This is a genomic window from Psychrobacter sp. NG25 (assembly GCF_015234355.1).
In the GTDB taxonomy this organism is placed as follows: Bacteria; Pseudomonadota; Gammaproteobacteria; order Pseudomonadales; family Moraxellaceae; genus Psychrobacter.
The window spans coordinates 1-18125 of sequence record NZ_JADGMV010000008.1 but is presented as its reverse complement, the minus strand read 5'-3'; the positions used below and the strand labels follow the sequence as shown (position 1 = coordinate 18125).

Below are 18125 nucleotides of genomic sequence, written 5' to 3'. Positions count from 1 at the left end.
TTATGCTTCAATAGCTTGGCAGTCTGAGCATGAAAAGAAGAAAAAGACAAAAAACAAGAGAAGTGCTACACTGCTTAAATGTAAATTTTCTTTATAACTTTATTATTAATTGTCTATTATAGTTACCCTACCTATGAATCACAACTTAACGTATCTGCATCCTTACCCTTTCGCAAAAATGGCTACCCTACTGGCCGATAGCACTCCAGCCCATAACTACAGTGAAATCAAACTGGGTATTGGTGAACCAAAGCATGAGCCACCCGCTTTTGTACTGGACGTACTACGCGAAAATTTGGACAAAATAAGCCGTTATCCAACGACCAATGGCCTGTTTGAGCTACGCCAAACCATTGCACACTGGTTAGAGAAGCGGTTTTTCTTAAATCATGTCGATGCTAATACACAAGTATTGCCAGTGATGGGAACACGCGAGGCTATTTTTAGTTTGGTACAAGCGGTTGTCGATCACAAAGTCATCGATACTAGCAATCATTCACTGTCTGTATCTGGTCAACCTCCTACCGTGGTCATGCCCAACCCGTTTTATCAAATATATGAGGGTGCGGCCATATTGGCACAGGCGACGCCTTACTTTGTCCCTTGCACACTAGATAATGACTTCAAAGGTGATTATCGCGCAGTACCAAAAGAAGTTTGGGCACGCACGCAGCTTTTGTTTGTCTGTAGTCCGAACAATCCGACAGGTTCCGTCATGACGATGGATGATTGGGAATATCTCATTCGCCTATCTGATCAGTACGGTTTTATCATTGCTAGTGACGAATGCTATAGCGAGCTGTATTTTGATACAGCGCCGATTGGACTATTACAAGCCTGCGCGACACTCGGTCGTCATAAATTTAAAAACTGTATCGTCTTTCACTCTTTATCTAAACGCTCAAATCTGCCTGGTTTACGCTCAGGATTTGTGGCGGGTGATGCCAATATTTTGCAGGCGTATCTGCAATATCGTACCTATCAAGGCTGTGCTATGCCGATACCGCATCAGCTTGCCTCTATCGCTGCTTGGCAAGATGAAAAGCATGTGGCGCATAATCGCGCACTGTATCAAGAAAAATTTGCCTTATGGATGTCTGAGCTTGGCGACCTATTAGAGTTACGGATGCCTGAGGCTGGATTTTACTTTTGGATAAAAGCGCCTAAGCAATTCAATGGTGATGACGAGCTGTTTGTCAAAGCACTATATGAGCAGGCCAATATTCATGCCTTAGCAGGTCGCTATCTATCACGTGAGGTGAATGGTAAAAACCCTGGGCAAGGTTATGTACGTATTGCTTTGGTCGCTAGTGTCGATGAGAGCCGTGAAGCAATAAGCCGTATTCGAAAACTGCTTATTGATGCATAGAGTACATAGGGTGCATAATCAGTCGCTTTACACGCATTAATTTTCAAAAAAACATCAACCTCTAATAGCCACAATATAAATGTGGTTATTGGAGGTTTTTTGCTGTAATAGTGCTATAGTAAAGTATCTTTTACCTAGGGCGTGTCCTCACTCTGAACAATAAACTTTGAATGGTGACACTCCCAATATGCCATCAAGGATGATGCCATGGCCCATCTTGATTTTACCCAGCCGCCCTTTGATGTATTAAGTATGGCTGAACGTCAAAGTATGAGAAAAAACACCCAAATCCGCTATCTTGCCAAAAGCGAAAGCCTGCTAGCAGAAGAGCTGCAATGTCTGTATGTGGTCATCAAAGGACAGATCGAGCAGTCACTTGATGGCGAGTTTGTCGGCTCTTATCTAGGCAGTAACCATTCTGATCATCTCAATAATAACGACTGGTTCGATAGTCGTCGTCTGCCCGAGTCATCGGTAAACGGCATTCCTAATACCGAAGCCGTACAGACCTATCAATTTACAGCTGCCGAAGATACTTTACTACTACAAGTCGCTGGTAGCGCAGTCGATAAAATCAGCGCACAAAATCATCTAGTACGCCAAATGCTATCTGACAAACTTCCTGAACGATTAAAAGCCTTACAGCAGCGACGTAATCACAAAGTAACCAATCCTAACGCCTATAACGATCAGCAAGAAGTTCAGCAAATCATGCTGCAACCAGTGATAGATGTCAGTTTATTGCCTGTACATATTGTGGATGCCAGTAACAGCTTATATGACGCCGCTTGCATCATGACTCAAGTAGGGTTAAAACACGTACTGGTGCGACCATCAAACCCTTTAGAAAACACTGAAAACGAACATCATGGCACAGGGCATCTATTGGGGATTTTAACCGATACCGATATTTGCCGCGCGGTGAGTGAGCAGCAGAACCCTGCCACGACTACCTGCCAGCGTTATGCTAACTTTAATCTGCGTACCATCAACGCTACTGATGAAATTGGTGATGCTCTATTAACCATGACTCGCTATCGTATCCATAGATTGCCAGTGATTGATCAGAATGGTGATGTGGCAGGCGTACTCGGACAGAGCGATATGCTCGCTCATATTGGTCATCATTCACAACTCATTAGTATTCAAATCGAGCAGACAAAGGATCTATCAAGCCTAAATACGGCTGTCGAACTTATCGGTCGTTATATTCGTGTGCAACATCAAAATGGTGTCAAAATCGGCAACATCAGTCGCATGGTGCAGACGCTCAACGCACAAGTATTTACCAAACTCTGGCAACTTATCGTGCCTGATGAAGTCATGGCAAATACCTGCCTCATCGTCATGGGGTCAGAGGGTCGCGGTGAGCAAATCATGCGTACTGACCAAGATAATGCGCTCATCATGCGTGATGGTTACACCCATGATAATCTGGCACAGTTTGCTGATACTTTTAATAGCCATTTGGCTACCCTAGGTTATCCTTTGTGCGACGGCAATATCATGATGACCAATCCCATGTGGCGACAGCCGCTAAAAGCTTTTAATGCGCAAATCAGTTTATGGTTTAAAAACACCGATCCGATGCATGGTATTTATTTGTCCGCCATCCTCGATGGTGAATACGTCTGCGGTGATGAGTCATTATTGACTCAGGTACGTCAACATCTAAAAGTGGCGCACCGACAGTCAGACCCTATGTTTGTACGCCAGTTCGCACGCGCCGCGCTACAGTTTGGTGATGTGAATCAGTGGTGGCAGAAATTTGTTCCACTACTAGGTGGTAAGGCAGATTCGCACGATATCGACCTAAAAAAAGCCGGTATCTTTCCACTGGTTCATGGTATTCGCACCTTGGCATTAGAAAATGACATTTTAGAAGTCCCTAGTACCAAAAACCGTCTAAAGGCTTTAGTAAAAACTCAAGTATTAACCCAAGAGCGTGCAGACAACTTGTTAGAGGCTTTGGAATTCTTTATGGCGCAGCGTCTATCAGTTGCTCTGTCTACCGATGACAGACACGCACGGCAAGTAAATCCAACGACGCTGACGGCGCTCGAGCGTGACTTGCTAAAAGAGTGTCTGTCCGTGGTCAAAAGCTTTAAGACACAGCTACGCCAGCACTATCAATTAGAAATAGCATAAACAAATGAGCACGCATATGAGTTGGCTAAAGCAGTTGTCTTGCACTTGGCAAAAGACGCAATTACAGCGTCCAGAGTTAGCCTCGATGTTTACCCAACCGATGGCTGAGCAGTGGGTGGCGATTGACTGTGAGATGACAGGACTCAATCCTAAAAAGCATCATGTACTGTCTGTCGCAGCGATTCATATCAATGGCAATACCATCGATACGGGTAATGGCATGCACTTGGTCTGTAGACCACCGGTGATGCCTGATCGCGATACCATTGTCATTCACGGCTTGCGTACCGCTGATGTCGAGCATGGTATGAGCTATGATGAGATGCTAGCGCTACTGCTACCATTTATAGATAACCGGCCTATTATTGGATTTTGTACGCAACTAGATACTGGGTTTTTGAATCCTTTGGTCAAGCGCTATATGGGTACCACGCTACCCAACGAAATCATCGATGTGCGGCATTTGTACAGTCGTCGCATGAGTGGTCACACCCAAGGCCTCTCTGGCCAATCGCAGCATTTGACCAATATATTAGCGCATTATAATATTCCTGATCTGGGCGCTCACGATGCGTACAACGATGCCATTATGACGGCGATGGCCTTTTTGCACATGCGTTAATATAAATTATAAACAACAAAATCGAGCTTTTAACAAGCCTCTCCATCTACGCGAAAACAGCAACTCATGTTAGTATAGTCGGCTTTTACCACCGACTAAAAGATGCTCATGCGACCTACTTCCAAACGCTCTCGTTCTCCTGCCCTTGTTGCCAAACTTTCACCGATTTTTCAACATCTACGACCGTTTAATCAGGTGAGTAAACGCTTAGTCGTACTGGCATTAGTCGCAACGCCGCTATATGCACAGGCAGCATTGCCAGCAGCTATTCAAGCGGCATTATCACGAGCTGATTTAACGGAAGCTAATATCAGCATTGTCATCACGCCAGTCGGCGATAAAAACGCCAGTCACCTGCCCGCTCCTATTCAGGTCATTGACAGCCAGTCGGATAACTCTTCTGAAAGTACCTCGCAAACAGCGTCAACGACTAATGCGACGTCTAACACCAATAACAGTGGCCAGAGAACAACGCCGAGTGATGCTCGCGATGAAAAAAGTCATTTAGTGCAGCCAAACACATTGGTTACGATTGAAAAGCGCACGATTAAAAAGCGTGAGCAAGCACTGCATGCTTATACGGATGACCCTTATACTTACCAAAGTTTAGAAAGTATCCCAACCGTACTGGGTGACTCATCAAAGCCAACGGTCATTGACGATCATAATAATCATGAAAGTGGTAATGGTAATGCCGATGGCAGCACGGGCACACCGTCTATAAAGATGTCATTCTCACCACTGTTGAGCCATCAACCTGATATCGCTCGTACGCCTGCCAGTACCATGAAACTCGTTCCCAGTTTTATTGCTTTAGATACCTTGGGGGCGGGCTTTGTCTGGCATACACGTGTCTACCATACTGGCCTTATCATCGGTGATCGTCTACACGGTGACTTGGTTATCCAAGGCAGTGGCGACCCAAAAATGACTCACGAGCGTCTGGCACAACTGCTCTATAAGATACAGTCAGCCGGTATTCATCACATCGATGGAGATATCATCATCGACAGCGCTGTCTTTAAAAATATCACTAAAGACCCCGCCGCCTTTGACAACTCACCACTGCGTCCTTATAACGCCAGTCCCGATGGTTTTTTGGTTAACTTCAGTACTATCGGTATCAAAAGCTACCCATTAGATAACGGTCAAGCCAGCCTGACTTATACGCCGCAATTAGCAAACTATCAATTACCTACTACCATCAATACCCGCTCAGCGAGCTGTGGACAGGCAAGCTATAGCCTCTCGCCGCAGTGGCAAGCAAAACAACTGCTATTGAATGCCGACTTGCCAAACAGCTGTGGCGAGCATGTTTTTTATGTTGCGTATCCTGATGCCAAAGACTTTGCTGCACGCATCATCGCCGAAAAATGGCAAGCACTAGGCAATACACTCATTGGTGATGTCATCACACAAGAAGTGCCTTATGCTAGGACAAAGTCTCTAAAATCAACACGAGGTCTCACAGCCTTGTCTATGTCACCTCTGCCTATTGTCAGCTATCCCTCTTTGAACCTTACTCAGCAAATTTATGATATTAACCACTTCTCCAATAATGTGATGGCGGAACAAGTGGCTCTATCGATAGGGGCTTATGGCAATGCCAATGGCGTTAAACCTCATGACGAAACGCCTGTAAATACATACAATAACGCAAGTAGCCTATACCAATTTGGCAAACCTACTACTACCGACTATCCAGCGGCACTACAGAGCATCAATCAATGGTGGCAAACCAATCTCAGCACGCCACCGCCTCACCTGACCAACGGCTCAGGACTCTGCCGCGAATGCACCATCAGCGCGGCCAATCTAAGCGAACTATTAACATACGCTTATGATAGTCCAAGCTTCGATGCTTACGTCAATTCATTAGGTGTGGCAGGTGTCAGTGGCACCATCACCGCGCATGGAGAACGTTTGCCAGAGTCTGCAGCCATTGGCCGCGCATGGATAAAAACGGGTACTCTAAATAATGTGACCTCGATGTCAGGTTATGTCAAAGGGTTGTCAGGACAGGATTATGTCGTCGTGGGACTTATCAATAGTGAGCAGGCTCTGAACGCTTATACTGCCAGACCAGTACTGGATGCGATGCTCGATTGGACAGCTGAGCATTGATTACTTTTATCAAAAATACTTTGTAATGAATAGTTGATAATATATTAACTCCAACCTTATGTTTTTACCTTTATAAAGGTCAGATTATGCCACGCAAGATAACCAATCTCAGCAAGCCTATCCCTCAGTCGGGTCGTGATGGGCTAACGAAAAATCATGGATTGGCTCAACCCAAACTGTCGCAGTATATTGGTTTTTTTGCGATTGGTTATACGCTTGCCAGCGCAGTCTTTATGATGATTCAGACCCAGCTTACCTTGAGCTCACAACTGGTCACGGTGCTGTCTATCATTATTGGTGCTTATATCGCCGTCAGTAAATTCGTCAAGCACCAACAGCGAGCATTGGATAGAAGTGAGATTAATCGCATTATGCTGAGCGGAGTTGCTGTTATCTGGCTGGTGACTGCGCTTTACTTCGTAGCCATATGGTTTTGGTTATTTGATACAGTGAGCCGTGAAGTCTTAATCGATATGGCAATGCAAAAACCTTTACCACTGCTCTCAGCACTCGTTATGATATTGGTACTCACATTGGTCAGTGCTCGAATCAGTCTTTGGGTACTCAACAGCCTACTTGACCCCAAACGCAAAACTCGATAGACAACTGGCAAGCACAGAAAAACTATAAGCAGCAAAAACCGTCTCATTTATCGAGCTGTATCGCCTATAAACCCTATTGCGTTAACGCTAATGAGTAAAATTTTGAACAATGACCTACTTTGAATAGGAGCGAGCATTATGGAAATGTTATTTTTTGACAACATAGACAAGCTTGGACGTATCGTCTTAACGACCGTTATGATTTACGTGTTCATCGTGCTGATTACCAAAATCTCTGGCAAGCGCTCCACATCACAGCTCAACAACTTCGACTGGGTCGTCACCGTGATGATCGGCTCATTAGGTGCCAGTACTATTTTGCTCAAAGACATTCCTTTTGTCGAAGGGGCTTCATCGATTTTAGTACTTTATGTGTTGCAGTTTTTGGTCACCAAATATGCGTCTATTTCAACGCCCTTTAGTAGTTTTATTTTGTCTGAGCCGCGTATTGTCTTTTATCAAGGGCAGTTTTTGCACGATGCTATGCGAGATGAAAGACTGACCCGTCAAGAAATCGAATGTGCGATGCGCTCTGAAGGCATAAACAGTTTTGATGATATTGAAGCCATTGTCTTTGAGTCTGATGCCCAGCTCACTATTATTCCAAAGCCAAGCACGACTGATGCGAGCAAGGATAACCCAAACACAGAAGCAACTGTCTCAGATACTATTGCACCGCTAATGTAAAATATATAGTCGGTGAACTACTAAACCGCTACGGCGTTACCCTCCTTAGATGTACTACTTGTACAATCTGCAGTCGGCTGCCTTGTACCCATTTTAGAGTTCTTTAACTATAGAGCATCACATTTTTTCGTTTTATCAATTATTGAAATGGTAACTACTATGAAGGTAAGAATTTTAACCGTCGGTAATAAAATGCCTAAATGGGTACAGACGGGTTTTGATGAATATTTTAAACGTATCCAACCTATGCTCAGCACAGAGATTGTAGAGCTGGCTGCTGCAAAACGTGCAAAAAACCCTTCAGATGCCAATTTGGCACAGTACCGTGAGCAAGAAGGTCAGGCGATATTAGCTGCTCATAACACGTCAGGTCGTGAGCAATTATGGGTACTGGATGTCAAAGGTAAGATGATTTCGACAGAAGGACTGGCTGAAAAACTGGCTGATGGTATGCAGCAAGGCGATGATATCGCTCTCGTCATCGGTGGTGCAGATGGTGTCTCGCCAGAAGTATTAGCCAAAGCCGATGTAAAACTGTCACTATCAGCGCTGACATTACCACACCCGTTGGTACGTGTGGTGCTCATGGAACAGTTGTATCGGGCGATGAGTATTAATAATAATCATCCTTATCATCGTGGAAACTAAGGCGTGTCGAACCTTCAAAAATGATTACGATTTTTTGATTAAACCACTCAAAACATCAATCGTAGAACAGATTGAAAAACTGGTGCATGCCCTAATACATAGAACATGAAATATCCAAAAACTGCGACACCTGACGCCTCTCATCCAAGCCATCAACACGATGAGTCCCATCCTAATGCGCCAACGCCTATCACTGCGGCTGGTGTTTGGGCAGATGCACCTGAGGTAGCACCCAATGCTACCAAGTTTGCAAAGCTACCAGCGGTGTTTATCTCACATGGAGCGCCCACGCTTGCTATCGAGCAATCGTCTACGACCAGCGCGCTAGCACGTATCGGTCAAAACTTACCAAAGCCACGTGCTATCCTTATTATGTCCGCGCATTGGCAGTCATCCAAACTTGAAATCAGCAGCAATCCACAACCGAAGACGTGGCATGATTTTTCAGGGTTTTCGCCTGAGTTGTACGAGCTACAATATCCAGCAGCTGGTCATCCTGTGCTTGCGGAATCACTCGCACAGCAGCTCACCGCACGCGGTATTACTTGTAGCGTCAACCCTGTACGTGCGTCTGACCATGGGGTGTGGGCACCTCTCAGACACCTGTACCCAGAGGCAGACATACCTATCGTACAACTATCTTTACCGCGGCACTATGACAGTGTCGCTTGTTATCAATTGGGTGCACAGCTAGCACGACTGCGTAATGAGCAAATACTTATTATTGGCTCAGGTAACATTACACATAACCTGAGCGCCATGCGCTGGCAATCTGACAGTATCGATCAAGCCGCCAAAGACTTTAAGCTATGGCTACTACAGCAGCTTAAGACAGATATACCCACTGCTCTAGACTGGCAGCAATACCCTAATTATAAAAACATTCATCCGAGTGATGAGCACTTGCTACCGCTGTTCTTTGCACTAGGTACTGGTCAGCGCGTCTCAGTCGTTCATCAAAGCATGGCACATCATAGTTTGGGTATGGATATTTATCGCTTTGATTAACATGTACTAGGCCGTGTCCTCATCATAGCGCTACTGTTGAAAAGCAGCTTTCGTAAATAATCCAGCACGCTCAAACTCACCTGCCACACTAAACAGCGTGGCTTCATCGTTCATACGCCCAATCAACTGCATACCAATCGGCAAGCCTTTTTTGCTCATGCCCAGTGGCAATGACATAGCAGGTAGGCCTGTAACATTGCCTAATAATGTAAAGGCCATTTTGCCTAATATCGGTTGGCTAAGCTTTTCAATCATGCCAGAGCGAAAAGCATACTTACCCATATCAAAACCTTTATTGAGAAACTCTGCACTACGCATCAGCATTTCATCCGTGCGGCTGGGTGGCAATATCCCATGCTTAACCGCAGGGGTGGGTACGGTCGGGCACAAAATCATATCGTAGGTTTCAAGCAACAAGCCAGTCTGATATTGGCTATGATGCCAGCCATGTTTGGCATGAGCCAGATCAACCGCCGATAGCGAGCAACCTAGCAGTGCCATATTATAAGTTTGCGGCTCTAGATTCTGGATATGCTCGATACCAAAATCACGCTCGAGATTGTCAATGGTAAATGCGGTATGAGCACAAACCACCACCATAAAATCATGCCAAAATTGTTCAATATCAATATTAGGTTCGGCAGGTACTACTCGGTGACCCATGGCTTCTAGTTGTTTGGCAGCTTGCTCGAGGACCGCCAGTACTTCCTTGTCCACCACAGTATTGGCAATCAACGGCTTCTGATGCAAAGCAATGGTTAATTGTCTTGGCGCTCGCATGGCTGCTTGTAAAAAAGTACCGTTTGGTGGTGCGATGACATACGGAGCACCGATTTCCACACCGCTTGTTGCATCGAGCATAGCAGCACTATCACGCACGCTACGCGTAATCACATGATCAGCGACTGCTCCCTCCCACCCTTCTCCAAATGATGGGCCCATTGGGTTACGACCACGGCTAGGTTTGAGTCCAAACGCGCCGCACCACGCAGCGGGAAAACGTATCGAACCACCGCCATCACCTGCGCCTGCCATCGGTACGATACCACTTGCCACGGCTGCTGCACTGCCGCCAGAGGAACCACCAGAGCTATAACACTTCTTAAATGGATTGTGAGTTGCGCCATGAGCTTTGGGTTCAGTCGTGATAATCAAACCAAATTCAGGCGTATTCGTTTTGCCAAAGGTATTGACGCCAGTGGCTTTCATCCGTTTGACGATTTCGCTGTCTTTTTCTGAGATGATATGGACGCTACGACTGCCCATCGTGATGGGTTCATCAGCGAAACTAAACGATAAATCTTTTAATAGATAAGGCACGCCATTGAATACGCCAGAGGGCAATCCTGCCTGTGCCGCACGATATGCACGTTCATCAAAACGGTGGATAATGGCATTCAATTTAGGATTTAATTTGTTTGCCTGACTGACCGCTGCATCTAACAATTCCTTGGCGCTGACCTCACCTGCATTAACCAATGACGCTAATGCGAGACCATCGTACTGGGTATACTCTTTAAACATAGCCGACCTTCCTTGGAGAGTAATTGGAGTGAGAATTTTTAGAATTAACAAATATTTATCGATAAATAACTGTCAGTTTAGTATAAAAAACCACTACTTATGACCGATAAACGAACTCATTAGTACTTAGGTACTGAATTAACTATTATTTATGCATAAATCTAAACTTGAATAATTAGAGCCTGTTTAATGACAATATTTCAGTATTATATGCCTAAGCACTTAATTCCTCACTAAAAAAATCATTATGCTTACTCAATAAAAAAAGCGAGCCACTTTCGTGACTCGCCTTCTTATATCATAAAATCTAAACGCTACATTAACAGCTCACGCTTGCCACTTTTACCCATCGAGCTGACCAGTCCGGCTTCCTCCATCGAGTCGACAATACGTGCTGCACGGTTATAGCCAATGCTAAATTTACGTTGGATACTAGAAGCAGAGACTTTACGTGTTTCCATGATAAAGGCAACTGCATCGTTGTATAAGTCATCATCCTCACCAGAGGCATTGCCTGAGCTACCACCACCGCCTGAGCTAGATAACTCAAAATTCCCTGCCATATTATCAATATAGTCAGGTGCACCGCGCTCACGCCAAGCGTCACACACACGGTTGACTTCTTCATCGCTGACATACGCACCATGCACACGATCAGGCTCAATTTGCCCAGGCCCTAAGAACAACATGTCACCATTACCCAGCATGTCCTCAGCGCCGCCACTATCCAAAATCGTCCGCGAATCGACTTTTGAGTTAACACGCAATGCTGCACGTACTGGGATGTTGGCTTTAATCAGACCTGTAATGACATCCACCGATGGACGCTGAGTGGCTAACATTAAGTGAATACCGGCTGCCCGCGATTTTTGTGCCAAACGCGTGATGAGTTCTTCAGCTTGTTTTCCGACCTGCATAATCATATCGGCAAACTCATCCGCAACGATGACAATCATTGGCAACGTTTTGAGCTTAGGCGCTTGGCTAATACTCACGCTATCATTCGGTCGCCATAATGGATCAAGCATAGGATTTCCTGACTGTTCGGCAGCTCGCACTTTTTTATTGAATTCATCAAGCTTACGAACTTTCAGTAAGCTCATTAGTTGATAGCGGCGTTCCATCTCTGCCACACACCATGACAAGGCACTCGCGGCTTCCGTCATATCTGTCACAACAGGCGTTAACAGATGCGGAATATCATTGTAGTTGGCAAGCTCAAGCTGCTTGGGATCAATCAAGATAAGGCGCAGCTCATTAGGCGTATATTTGAGTAGCATCGACAGTAGCATTGAGTTAACCAGAACCGATTTACCAGAACCTGTCGTACCAGCGACCAACATATGCGGCGCACGTGCAAGGTCAGTAATGATAGGTTTACCGCCAATATCTTTACCCATCGCCATGCTAATTTGCGCTTTTGGGTCTTTAAACTTTTCAGTATTTAGCAGCTCTATCAAACGTACCATTTCACGCTTTGGATTTGGTACTTCAATACCAATATAAGGCTTACCCGGTATCACCTCAACCACACGCAGAGATGCCATAGACAGTGAGCGTGCTAAGTCACGCGAAATGCCTGTTACCTTGCTAGCCTTTACCCCTGCTGCCAGCTCAACCTCAAAACGTGTTACGACTGGCCCCGGAATCGCATTGACGACCGATGCTTTCACATTGAACTCTTGTAGCTTGATTTCTAACAATTCTGATAGCTCAACCAGTTTTTCTTCGGTATAACTCGGTTGGCGATTTGGGTCTGGATTGTCCAAAATTGACATCTCAGGAATCGGCGTCAAACTACTACGATAAGCCGCCGTTTGCATTGAGCGTGACTTGGTACTAAACGCTGCATCATCGCTAATATGCGGCATAACAGGCGCGATAGTATCAGCACTCACATCTGGCATCATATCGGTAATATGATTGCTAGAATCTCCTTCAGGTATGTCAAAACTCACATTGGCTTTAGGGGCAACAACTGGCTCAGATACAGCCGCTGGTGGTGCTTTTGGATTGGCAGGCGGTGTATTGGTCGGCGTCATATCGGCCATTTCTGATATTGGCTGAATAGCTTCTGCTGCCAGTTGAGTAGCTGACTTTGCAATCGCAGCCGACGACGCAGCATTGTTCAATATTTCAGTTTGATTACTAGTTGGTTTATCGACAGATGGACTCGTATCACTAGCAGCTGAAGCAACAGGTATATTCGAAGGCTTATTATCCGAAAGCTTGCTATTAGGAGACTGTGTATTAATAGCATCACCACTGGTCAAATCTGGTGCAGGCTCTACGAGTGCTTCTCGTACTGGCTGCTCCGCGACACTGCCAGACTTAAGCGTTTCTATAGACTCTTCAGTAGTAGGTACTGAAATATCTGCATGCTCTGCTAGCCAAGCATCTGCCAATGTATCAATATTATCCACGGGTACATCAAGCCCAGAATTTGCCGTATCTTGGTAAGCTGTCTCACTATACACCAACTCATCAGTTGGCGACTGAGTAACGTTTGTTGCTTGACTCACCGTTGACTGAGTATCGGATATCTCTGCGGTCGATACGGTCGGAGCAGATGGCACAGCTGATTCAAGCGACTCAGTATGAGTATGACTAAATTCAGTATGATTAGGTACTGGTGCAGTAGCATCTGAACCATGACCGTTCATAGTATTGGTGTTGTAAGCCATCTGCTCACTGGCCAATAAATCATCAACGGTATTTGCATCATTCCAAGCAAAGCTCGGCTCTACTTTACGGATAGGCGTCATTACAGAGCTTGACGTCGGCGATGTATTCGCATGATTGACGGTATTATCAATTGTACCGCTAGGTGTCGCTGGTGCCGCCTGTAAATGCTGGCTATTTTCAGTGTTAGACATAGCACTTGAATTAGACATAGCGGCTTGTGTCGCTGCTGCCATCGAGGCTTTTACGCTATCAGCAAGCCCTGACGTCGACAAAAAATCTGACAAAACATTGCTGAAACGACCACTATTATCTACTGCTTTTACACTATCTTCAGAGTGTAGTTCAAGTGGTAACTGCTCCTGTTCTAAGATTTCTTTAGCTGTCTTATTCGTTGCTATACTTTCGTTATTTTGCTCTGAGGTAATGCCTTCTTGAACAGAAATATTATCAGGCGCCATGCCTTTGTGTTTGACCCCTGAACCTAGCCATGACAACGCTGTCACTTTTTGATAAATCGCAAGCCAATGAATATTAAAGGCAAAAGTCGCTGTGATAATAACGAAAGCCGTTAAGAAGAGCACACTCCCCCACTGCGATAAAAGTTGAGCCAATCGAGACTGTAGCTCCAACCCTATAATACCGCCAGCAACTCCTTCTAGCCTTGTCGCCGCAGGATCAGTTACGTGCTGAACCAACGCAACCAATTGTGCAAATAAAGCACTGGCACTTAATAATAAAAACACATAAGCAATCAAACGCATCAGCCAAAATGTTGGCTTGTTGTCCCACCAGATAAGGATAGACTCATAAACCAAAAATGCTAACAGCCACCATGCACCAAAACCGAAGAAGCTATAGAGCAAGTCCGATAACCAAGCACCCGATGCACCACCCACATTATTAATCGTGGTCATATCACTACTGATATGCGACCAGCTAGGGTCGTTACCTGTATACGTCATCAAGATGACAAAGAGATAAACGGCCAATATTAACCCAAGGAGGGTAAATATTCCCTTTTTTAAATACTCAATAAGCGGTGCTGATATCACGTAAGATCTGCCTTGTTATTAATACTAAATGGTCGTCAACGCATGACTAAGCTTAATCATGCTGACATAAAGTGCTGACATAGAGATACTGATATAGAGGTGCGGATATAAATATCTCTGGCAAAGTGTTCAGAACGCATTGTCTGTCATAAAGATGCGTCATAACAGCATTCTGTTTGCTTTCCAATACACTTGGCATAACTTCTTATAATAACAAATACATAGGTATAGTGGCGACAGTCTTCTAAAGAAAGAGTGCAAGAAAGTTAGCTAATATGCGATTTAGATAAAAAACCCTACTTTTAGCAATATGGCTCACAGAATAAGGCTAACAATCTTATATAGACCTTATAAAATAACCGTCATTTATGGCAATAATACTTCAAGATTTAAGTGCTTTAATTCTAATGATATCCATGTTGATTTTAGCAAACTTGCACTTTGCACGCCTTACCCTTATGTTATTATCACACAGCAATGAGAAAAACCATATTAGTCGTCATTTTGAAAAATTTTATTAGGGCGTGTCCTCGTTTTGAAAATGGGAATATGCCCTATATTAATCACTCCTATTTTTAACTTTTATATTTAGCAAGGAATTACCCATGGCAACTGAAAATACAGCGCCACGTCACGAAAAACTCATCATCCTAGGCTCAGGTCCTGCTGGTTATTCTGCTGCCGTTTATGCGGCACGCGCCAACCTAAAGCCTGTCATGGTTACAGGCATGGAAGTGGGCGGACAGCTAACCACCACTACCGAAGTCGATAACTGGCCAGGCGATGCTCATGACTTAACCGGCCCTGCATTGATGGAACGCATGAAAGCCCACGCAGAACGCTTCGGTACTGAACTGGTCTATGACCATATCAACGAAGTAAACCTGAATGTACGCCCTTTTCAATTAACGGGTAATAACGGTAACTACACTTGCGATGCCCTAATTATCTCAACAGGTGCCTCTGCCCAGTATCTGGGGCTAGAGTCAGAAACCAAATTCAGAGGCCTTGGCGTTTCAGCTTGTGCTACTTGTGACGGTTTCTTCTATAAAAACCAAAAAGTCGCCGTCATCGGTGGTGGTAATACGGCTGTCGAAGAAGCTTTATACCTATCGAACATCGCTTCTGAAGTAACCCTAGTCCATCGCCGTGATAGCTTACGCTCTGAAAAAATCCTACAAGACAAATTGTTCGAAAAAGCCAGAAATGGCAACGTCAAAATTGAGTGGGATCACAGTGTTGAAGAAGTGGTTGGTGATGACATGGGCGTCAATGGCGTTGTTATCAAATCAACTATTGATGGCAGCACCAAGCAGCTAGATGTATTTGGCATGTTTGTGGCCATCGGTCATAAGCCTAATACGGACTTGTTCAAAGGTCAGTTAGACATGAAAGATGGCTATCTTACTGTCCAAAGCGGCTTAGTAGGTAACGCTACGCAAACCAGTATCGAAGGGGTGTTTGCAGCAGGCGATGTCGCCGATCATGTCTATCGTCAAGCAATCACATCTGCTGGCACTGGCTGTATGGCAGCACTTGATGCTGAAAAATACTTGGATGCATTGGGAGCGACCGTTGCTCGTGATCATACTTACGATTCAACACTAACTGCAGATAAAGAAGCCTAAATGGGCAACTCTACTCAACAGAACGATAAACACATCACGCCTGAGACCTTAAAAAGTCTTGGGCGTTATGACTTTCCTGATCCTATTTCTATTGACCCTGACGGCATTGGCATCGTCGCTATGGGTGGCGATTTGGCACCAGAAACCCTCATTTCTGCTTATGCACAAGGACTGTTCCCTTGGTTTAATGAAGATGAGCCGATCGCTTGGTGGTGCCCTGAACCACGATGTGTAATAGTCCCAATAGACTATCAGCCAAGCAAGTCACTACGCAAACAAGCGAATCGCGCCCGTTGGCAACTGACACTCAATCAAGCATTTGATAATGTCATACATGCCTGTAGCTTACCGCGCAGCGACGGCCTTAATGACAATCAGCTTGAAGGAGAGCATACTTGGATTCATGATGAAATGATTGAGGCCTACACCAAACTACATGCGCAAGGGTTTGCACATAGTGTGGAAGTTTGGGATGATAAAGGGCAATTGGTCGGCGGGCTTTATGGATTAAAAATAGGCAATATCTATTTTGGCGAGTCGATGTTTCACTGTGCTTCCAATGCATCAAAGTTAGCTTTTTGGGGTCTAATGCGCTTATGTGAACAAAGCCATGTAGCGCTAGTTGACTGTCAATTACCAAACGATCATCTTATGAGCTTAGGCTCAACCACTTTACCACGCGTAGAGTTTCTCACTCAGTTAGATTCATTAATAGCTGGTAATGCCGTCACATGGCATGGTGACTCGCACAAACCGTTGCCAGTATCGCAACTCGATAATGAAGAACCTTGGCAGCTCAATTTATAATGAGCATTATGGCTATTAATAAGCACTTAACTATAGACCTATGAGACCATTATGGCATCTGATAAATCATTCTTGTTAATTGGAGAATTAGCAAAAAAAGCCAATACTACTAAGGATACCGTGCGACATTATGACCAATTGGGTTTGCTAAAATCGCGTAAGCGTCAAGCAGGGTCACGACTGTATACTGAGTTTCATCCAGAATGTGTAGAGCGCATTGAGCTAATCAAGAGTGCACAAACGGTAGGCTTTACTCTCAATGAAATGAAAGATGGCTTCAATGATTTTTATGCTGGGAAAATTAGCCTCGACGAACAATTGAGCTTTAATCAAAAAAAGCTGGATCAAGTTCAAAAACAGCAAGCCAATACTAGCATCATGATTGAGCTCTTGAGCGAACGAATTAAAGAGCTTAAAGCTATGCAAGCAAACAGCGACTAAAATCATCGTATAAAAGCTGATCAACAAACATCTTAAAACAATAAAGCCAATTCATCCCATATGTCACTACCGATAAACATGCTGCATAATTAAAGCATCTACTGCCGGCTGATGTGGTAGCTGATAGTAGCCTTTGCGTTTATGAATTACTACAAACTCTTGTCTTGCATATAGAGCTATCGCAGGAGCGTTATCTGCACGCACTTCTAATAACAGATTGTCCACCTGATTGTCTTTTAATACTGTATTTAATCTAGCAAAAAGCTGCGACGCAATACCTTGGCGTTGATAGTCAGGGCGTGTGCCAATACGCAGGATTTCTGCTTGTTCAAACACCACTTGGTATAAGCAGTAACCAACCACTTCATCAGTCTCAGTACTCATAACAACCATTAAATCTATACTATCTTGTTCAAGAAAATCGTTCAGAGCCTGTTCAGTCCATGGCTCTTGTAACTGGACAATAGCCTCAATAGTCGCAACTGCTTGGATAATCGCTGCTTCTGTTTTAGATTCTAGTATCTTTATATTAATCATCTGCGCTCTTCTGTCTCTTTTCTTAAAATACACGTTATATTATCGTCAATTATAGGTATATCACCACAGTTTTCTTTGGTTATAACCACCCATAAAAAAAGCCGTTCTCAATAAAGAGAACGGCTTTTGACTAACGCGTTAAATACTAGGGTCAGTATTAAACGTCTACGTTAGCAACAACACCAGCGCCTACAGTACGGCCGCCTTCACGAATAGCGAAGCGAAGACCTTTGTCCATAGCGA

At 44.5% G+C, this 18125-nt stretch carries 14 protein-coding genes and 1 pseudogene; 11 read left to right on the top strand and 4 right to left on the bottom strand.

The features are described from left to right. Nucleotides 1-133: 133 nt before the first annotated feature. The 8 genes from dapC (at nucleotide 134) to IPZ60_RS11845 (ending at nucleotide 9208) form a co-directional block, all read left to right on the top strand. The gene (gene dapC, locus IPZ60_RS11880) at nucleotides 134-1369 is read left to right on the top strand and encodes a succinyldiaminopimelate transaminase (RefSeq protein ID WP_194197992.1); all 1236 of its coding nucleotides are present in this window, start codon (nucleotides 134-136) and stop codon (nucleotides 1367-1369) included. Nucleotides 1370-1576: 207 nt separating this feature from the next. After that, nucleotides 1577-3517: a DUF294 nucleotidyltransferase-like domain-containing protein gene (locus IPZ60_RS11875; protein ID WP_194197991.1), complete on the top strand. Its 1941-nt coding sequence runs from the start codon at nucleotides 1577-1579 to the stop codon at nucleotides 3515-3517. Between the two features lie 16 nt (nucleotides 3518-3533). Next, a complete protein-coding gene (locus IPZ60_RS11870) occupies nucleotides 3534-4139 on the top strand; it encodes a 3'-5' exonuclease (protein WP_194197990.1) in 606 nt (201 codons plus the stop codon). A 108-nt stretch (nucleotides 4140-4247) separates the two neighbouring features. Further along, nucleotides 4248-6263: a D-alanyl-D-alanine carboxypeptidase/D-alanyl-D-alanine-endopeptidase gene (locus IPZ60_RS11865; RefSeq protein ID WP_194197989.1), complete on the top strand. Its 2016-nt coding sequence runs from the start codon at nucleotides 4248-4250 to the stop codon at nucleotides 6261-6263. 86 nt (nucleotides 6264-6349) lie between these two features. Next, nucleotides 6350-6865: an ABZJ_00895 family protein gene (locus tag IPZ60_RS11860; protein WP_194197988.1), complete on the top strand. Its 516-nt coding sequence runs from the start codon at nucleotides 6350-6352 to the stop codon at nucleotides 6863-6865. Between the two features lie 138 nt (nucleotides 6866-7003). Continuing rightward, the gene (locus IPZ60_RS11855; protein ID WP_194197987.1) at nucleotides 7004-7552 is read left to right on the top strand and encodes a DUF421 domain-containing protein; all 549 of its coding nucleotides are present in this window, start codon (nucleotides 7004-7006) and stop codon (nucleotides 7550-7552) included. 159 nt (nucleotides 7553-7711) lie between these two features. After that, entirely contained in the window at nucleotides 7712-8200 is a 489-nt protein-coding gene (gene rlmH, locus IPZ60_RS11850; protein WP_194197986.1) for a 23S rRNA (pseudouridine(1915)-N(3))-methyltransferase RlmH, read from the top strand. A gap of 105 nt (nucleotides 8201-8305) precedes the next feature. Then, nucleotides 8306-9208: a class III extradiol ring-cleavage dioxygenase gene (locus IPZ60_RS11845; protein ID WP_194197985.1), complete on the top strand. Its 903-nt coding sequence runs from the start codon at nucleotides 8306-8308 to the stop codon at nucleotides 9206-9208. A 30-nt stretch (nucleotides 9209-9238) separates the two neighbouring features. Here IPZ60_RS11845 and IPZ60_RS11840 read toward each other — a convergent pair whose 3' ends face one another. After that, the gene (locus tag IPZ60_RS11840; protein ID WP_194197984.1) at nucleotides 9239-10732 is read right to left on the bottom strand and encodes an amidase; all 1494 of its coding nucleotides are present in this window, start codon (nucleotides 10730-10732) and stop codon (nucleotides 9239-9241) included. Between the two features lie 314 nt (nucleotides 10733-11046). After that, complete coding sequence (locus IPZ60_RS14330; protein ID WP_194197983.1) at nucleotides 11047-14469, bottom strand: DNA translocase FtsK; 3423 nt, start codon at nucleotides 14467-14469, stop codon at nucleotides 11047-11049. 605 nt (nucleotides 14470-15074) lie between these two features. Here IPZ60_RS14330 and trxB point away from each other — a divergent pair. The 3 genes from trxB to IPZ60_RS11820 are packed head-to-tail and all read left to right on the top strand — an operon-like array spanning nucleotide 15075 to nucleotide 17345. Beyond that, complete coding sequence (gene trxB / locus IPZ60_RS11830) at nucleotides 15075-16097, top strand: thioredoxin-disulfide reductase (protein WP_194197982.1); 1023 nt, start codon at nucleotides 15075-15077, stop codon at nucleotides 16095-16097. Continuing rightward, a complete protein-coding gene (gene aat / locus IPZ60_RS11825; RefSeq protein ID WP_194197981.1) occupies nucleotides 16098-16904 on the top strand; it encodes a leucyl/phenylalanyl-tRNA--protein transferase in 807 nt (268 codons plus the stop codon). A gap of 51 nt (nucleotides 16905-16955) precedes the next feature. Then, complete coding sequence (locus IPZ60_RS11820; RefSeq protein ID WP_194197980.1) at nucleotides 16956-17345, top strand: MerR family transcriptional regulator; 390 nt, start codon at nucleotides 16956-16958, stop codon at nucleotides 17343-17345. Nucleotides 17346-17411: 66 nt separating this feature from the next. Here IPZ60_RS11820 and rimI read toward each other — a convergent pair whose 3' ends face one another. Next, on the bottom strand, nucleotides 17412-17882 hold the full coding sequence (gene rimI, locus IPZ60_RS11815) for a ribosomal protein S18-alanine N-acetyltransferase (protein WP_194197979.1): 471 nt from the start codon (nucleotides 17880-17882) through the stop codon (nucleotides 17412-17414). Between the two features lie 157 nt (nucleotides 17883-18039). Further along, nucleotides 18040-18125, bottom strand: a pseudogene (locus IPZ60_RS11810) (elongation factor Tu); the annotation flags it as partial.

Excerpts from the sequence above, each read along its gene's own strand:
- dapC (WP_194197992.1), top strand. The coding sequence starts at position 134 with ATGAATCACAACTTAACGTATCTGCATCCTTACCCTTTCGCAAAAATG.
- IPZ60_RS11875 (WP_194197991.1), top strand. The coding sequence starts at position 1,577 with ATGGCCCATCTTGATTTTACCCAGCCGCCCTTTGATGTATTAAGTATG.
- IPZ60_RS11870 (WP_194197990.1), top strand. The coding sequence starts at position 3,534 with ATGAGTTGGCTAAAGCAGTTGTCTTGCACTTGGCAAAAGACGCAATTA.
- IPZ60_RS11865 (WP_194197989.1), top strand. The coding sequence starts at position 4,248 with ATGCGACCTACTTCCAAACGCTCTCGTTCTCCTGCCCTTGTTGCCAAA.
- IPZ60_RS11860 (WP_194197988.1), top strand. The coding sequence starts at position 6,350 with ATGCCACGCAAGATAACCAATCTCAGCAAGCCTATCCCTCAGTCGGGT.
- IPZ60_RS11855 (WP_194197987.1), top strand. The coding sequence starts at position 7,004 with ATGGAAATGTTATTTTTTGACAACATAGACAAGCTTGGACGTATCGTC.
- rlmH (WP_194197986.1), top strand. The coding sequence starts at position 7,712 with ATGAAGGTAAGAATTTTAACCGTCGGTAATAAAATGCCTAAATGGGTA.
- IPZ60_RS11845 (WP_194197985.1), top strand. The coding sequence starts at position 8,306 with ATGAAATATCCAAAAACTGCGACACCTGACGCCTCTCATCCAAGCCAT.
- IPZ60_RS11840 (WP_194197984.1), bottom strand. The coding sequence starts at position 10,732 with ATGTTTAAAGAGTATACCCAGTACGATGGTCTCGCATTAGCGTCATTG.
- trxB (WP_194197982.1), top strand. The coding sequence starts at position 15,075 with ATGGCAACTGAAAATACAGCGCCACGTCACGAAAAACTCATCATCCTA.
- aat (WP_194197981.1), top strand. The coding sequence starts at position 16,098 with ATGGGCAACTCTACTCAACAGAACGATAAACACATCACGCCTGAGACC.
- IPZ60_RS11820 (WP_194197980.1), top strand. The coding sequence starts at position 16,956 with ATGGCATCTGATAAATCATTCTTGTTAATTGGAGAATTAGCAAAAAAA.
- rimI (WP_194197979.1), bottom strand. The coding sequence starts at position 17,882 with ATGATTAATATAAAGATACTAGAATCTAAAACAGAAGCAGCGATTATC.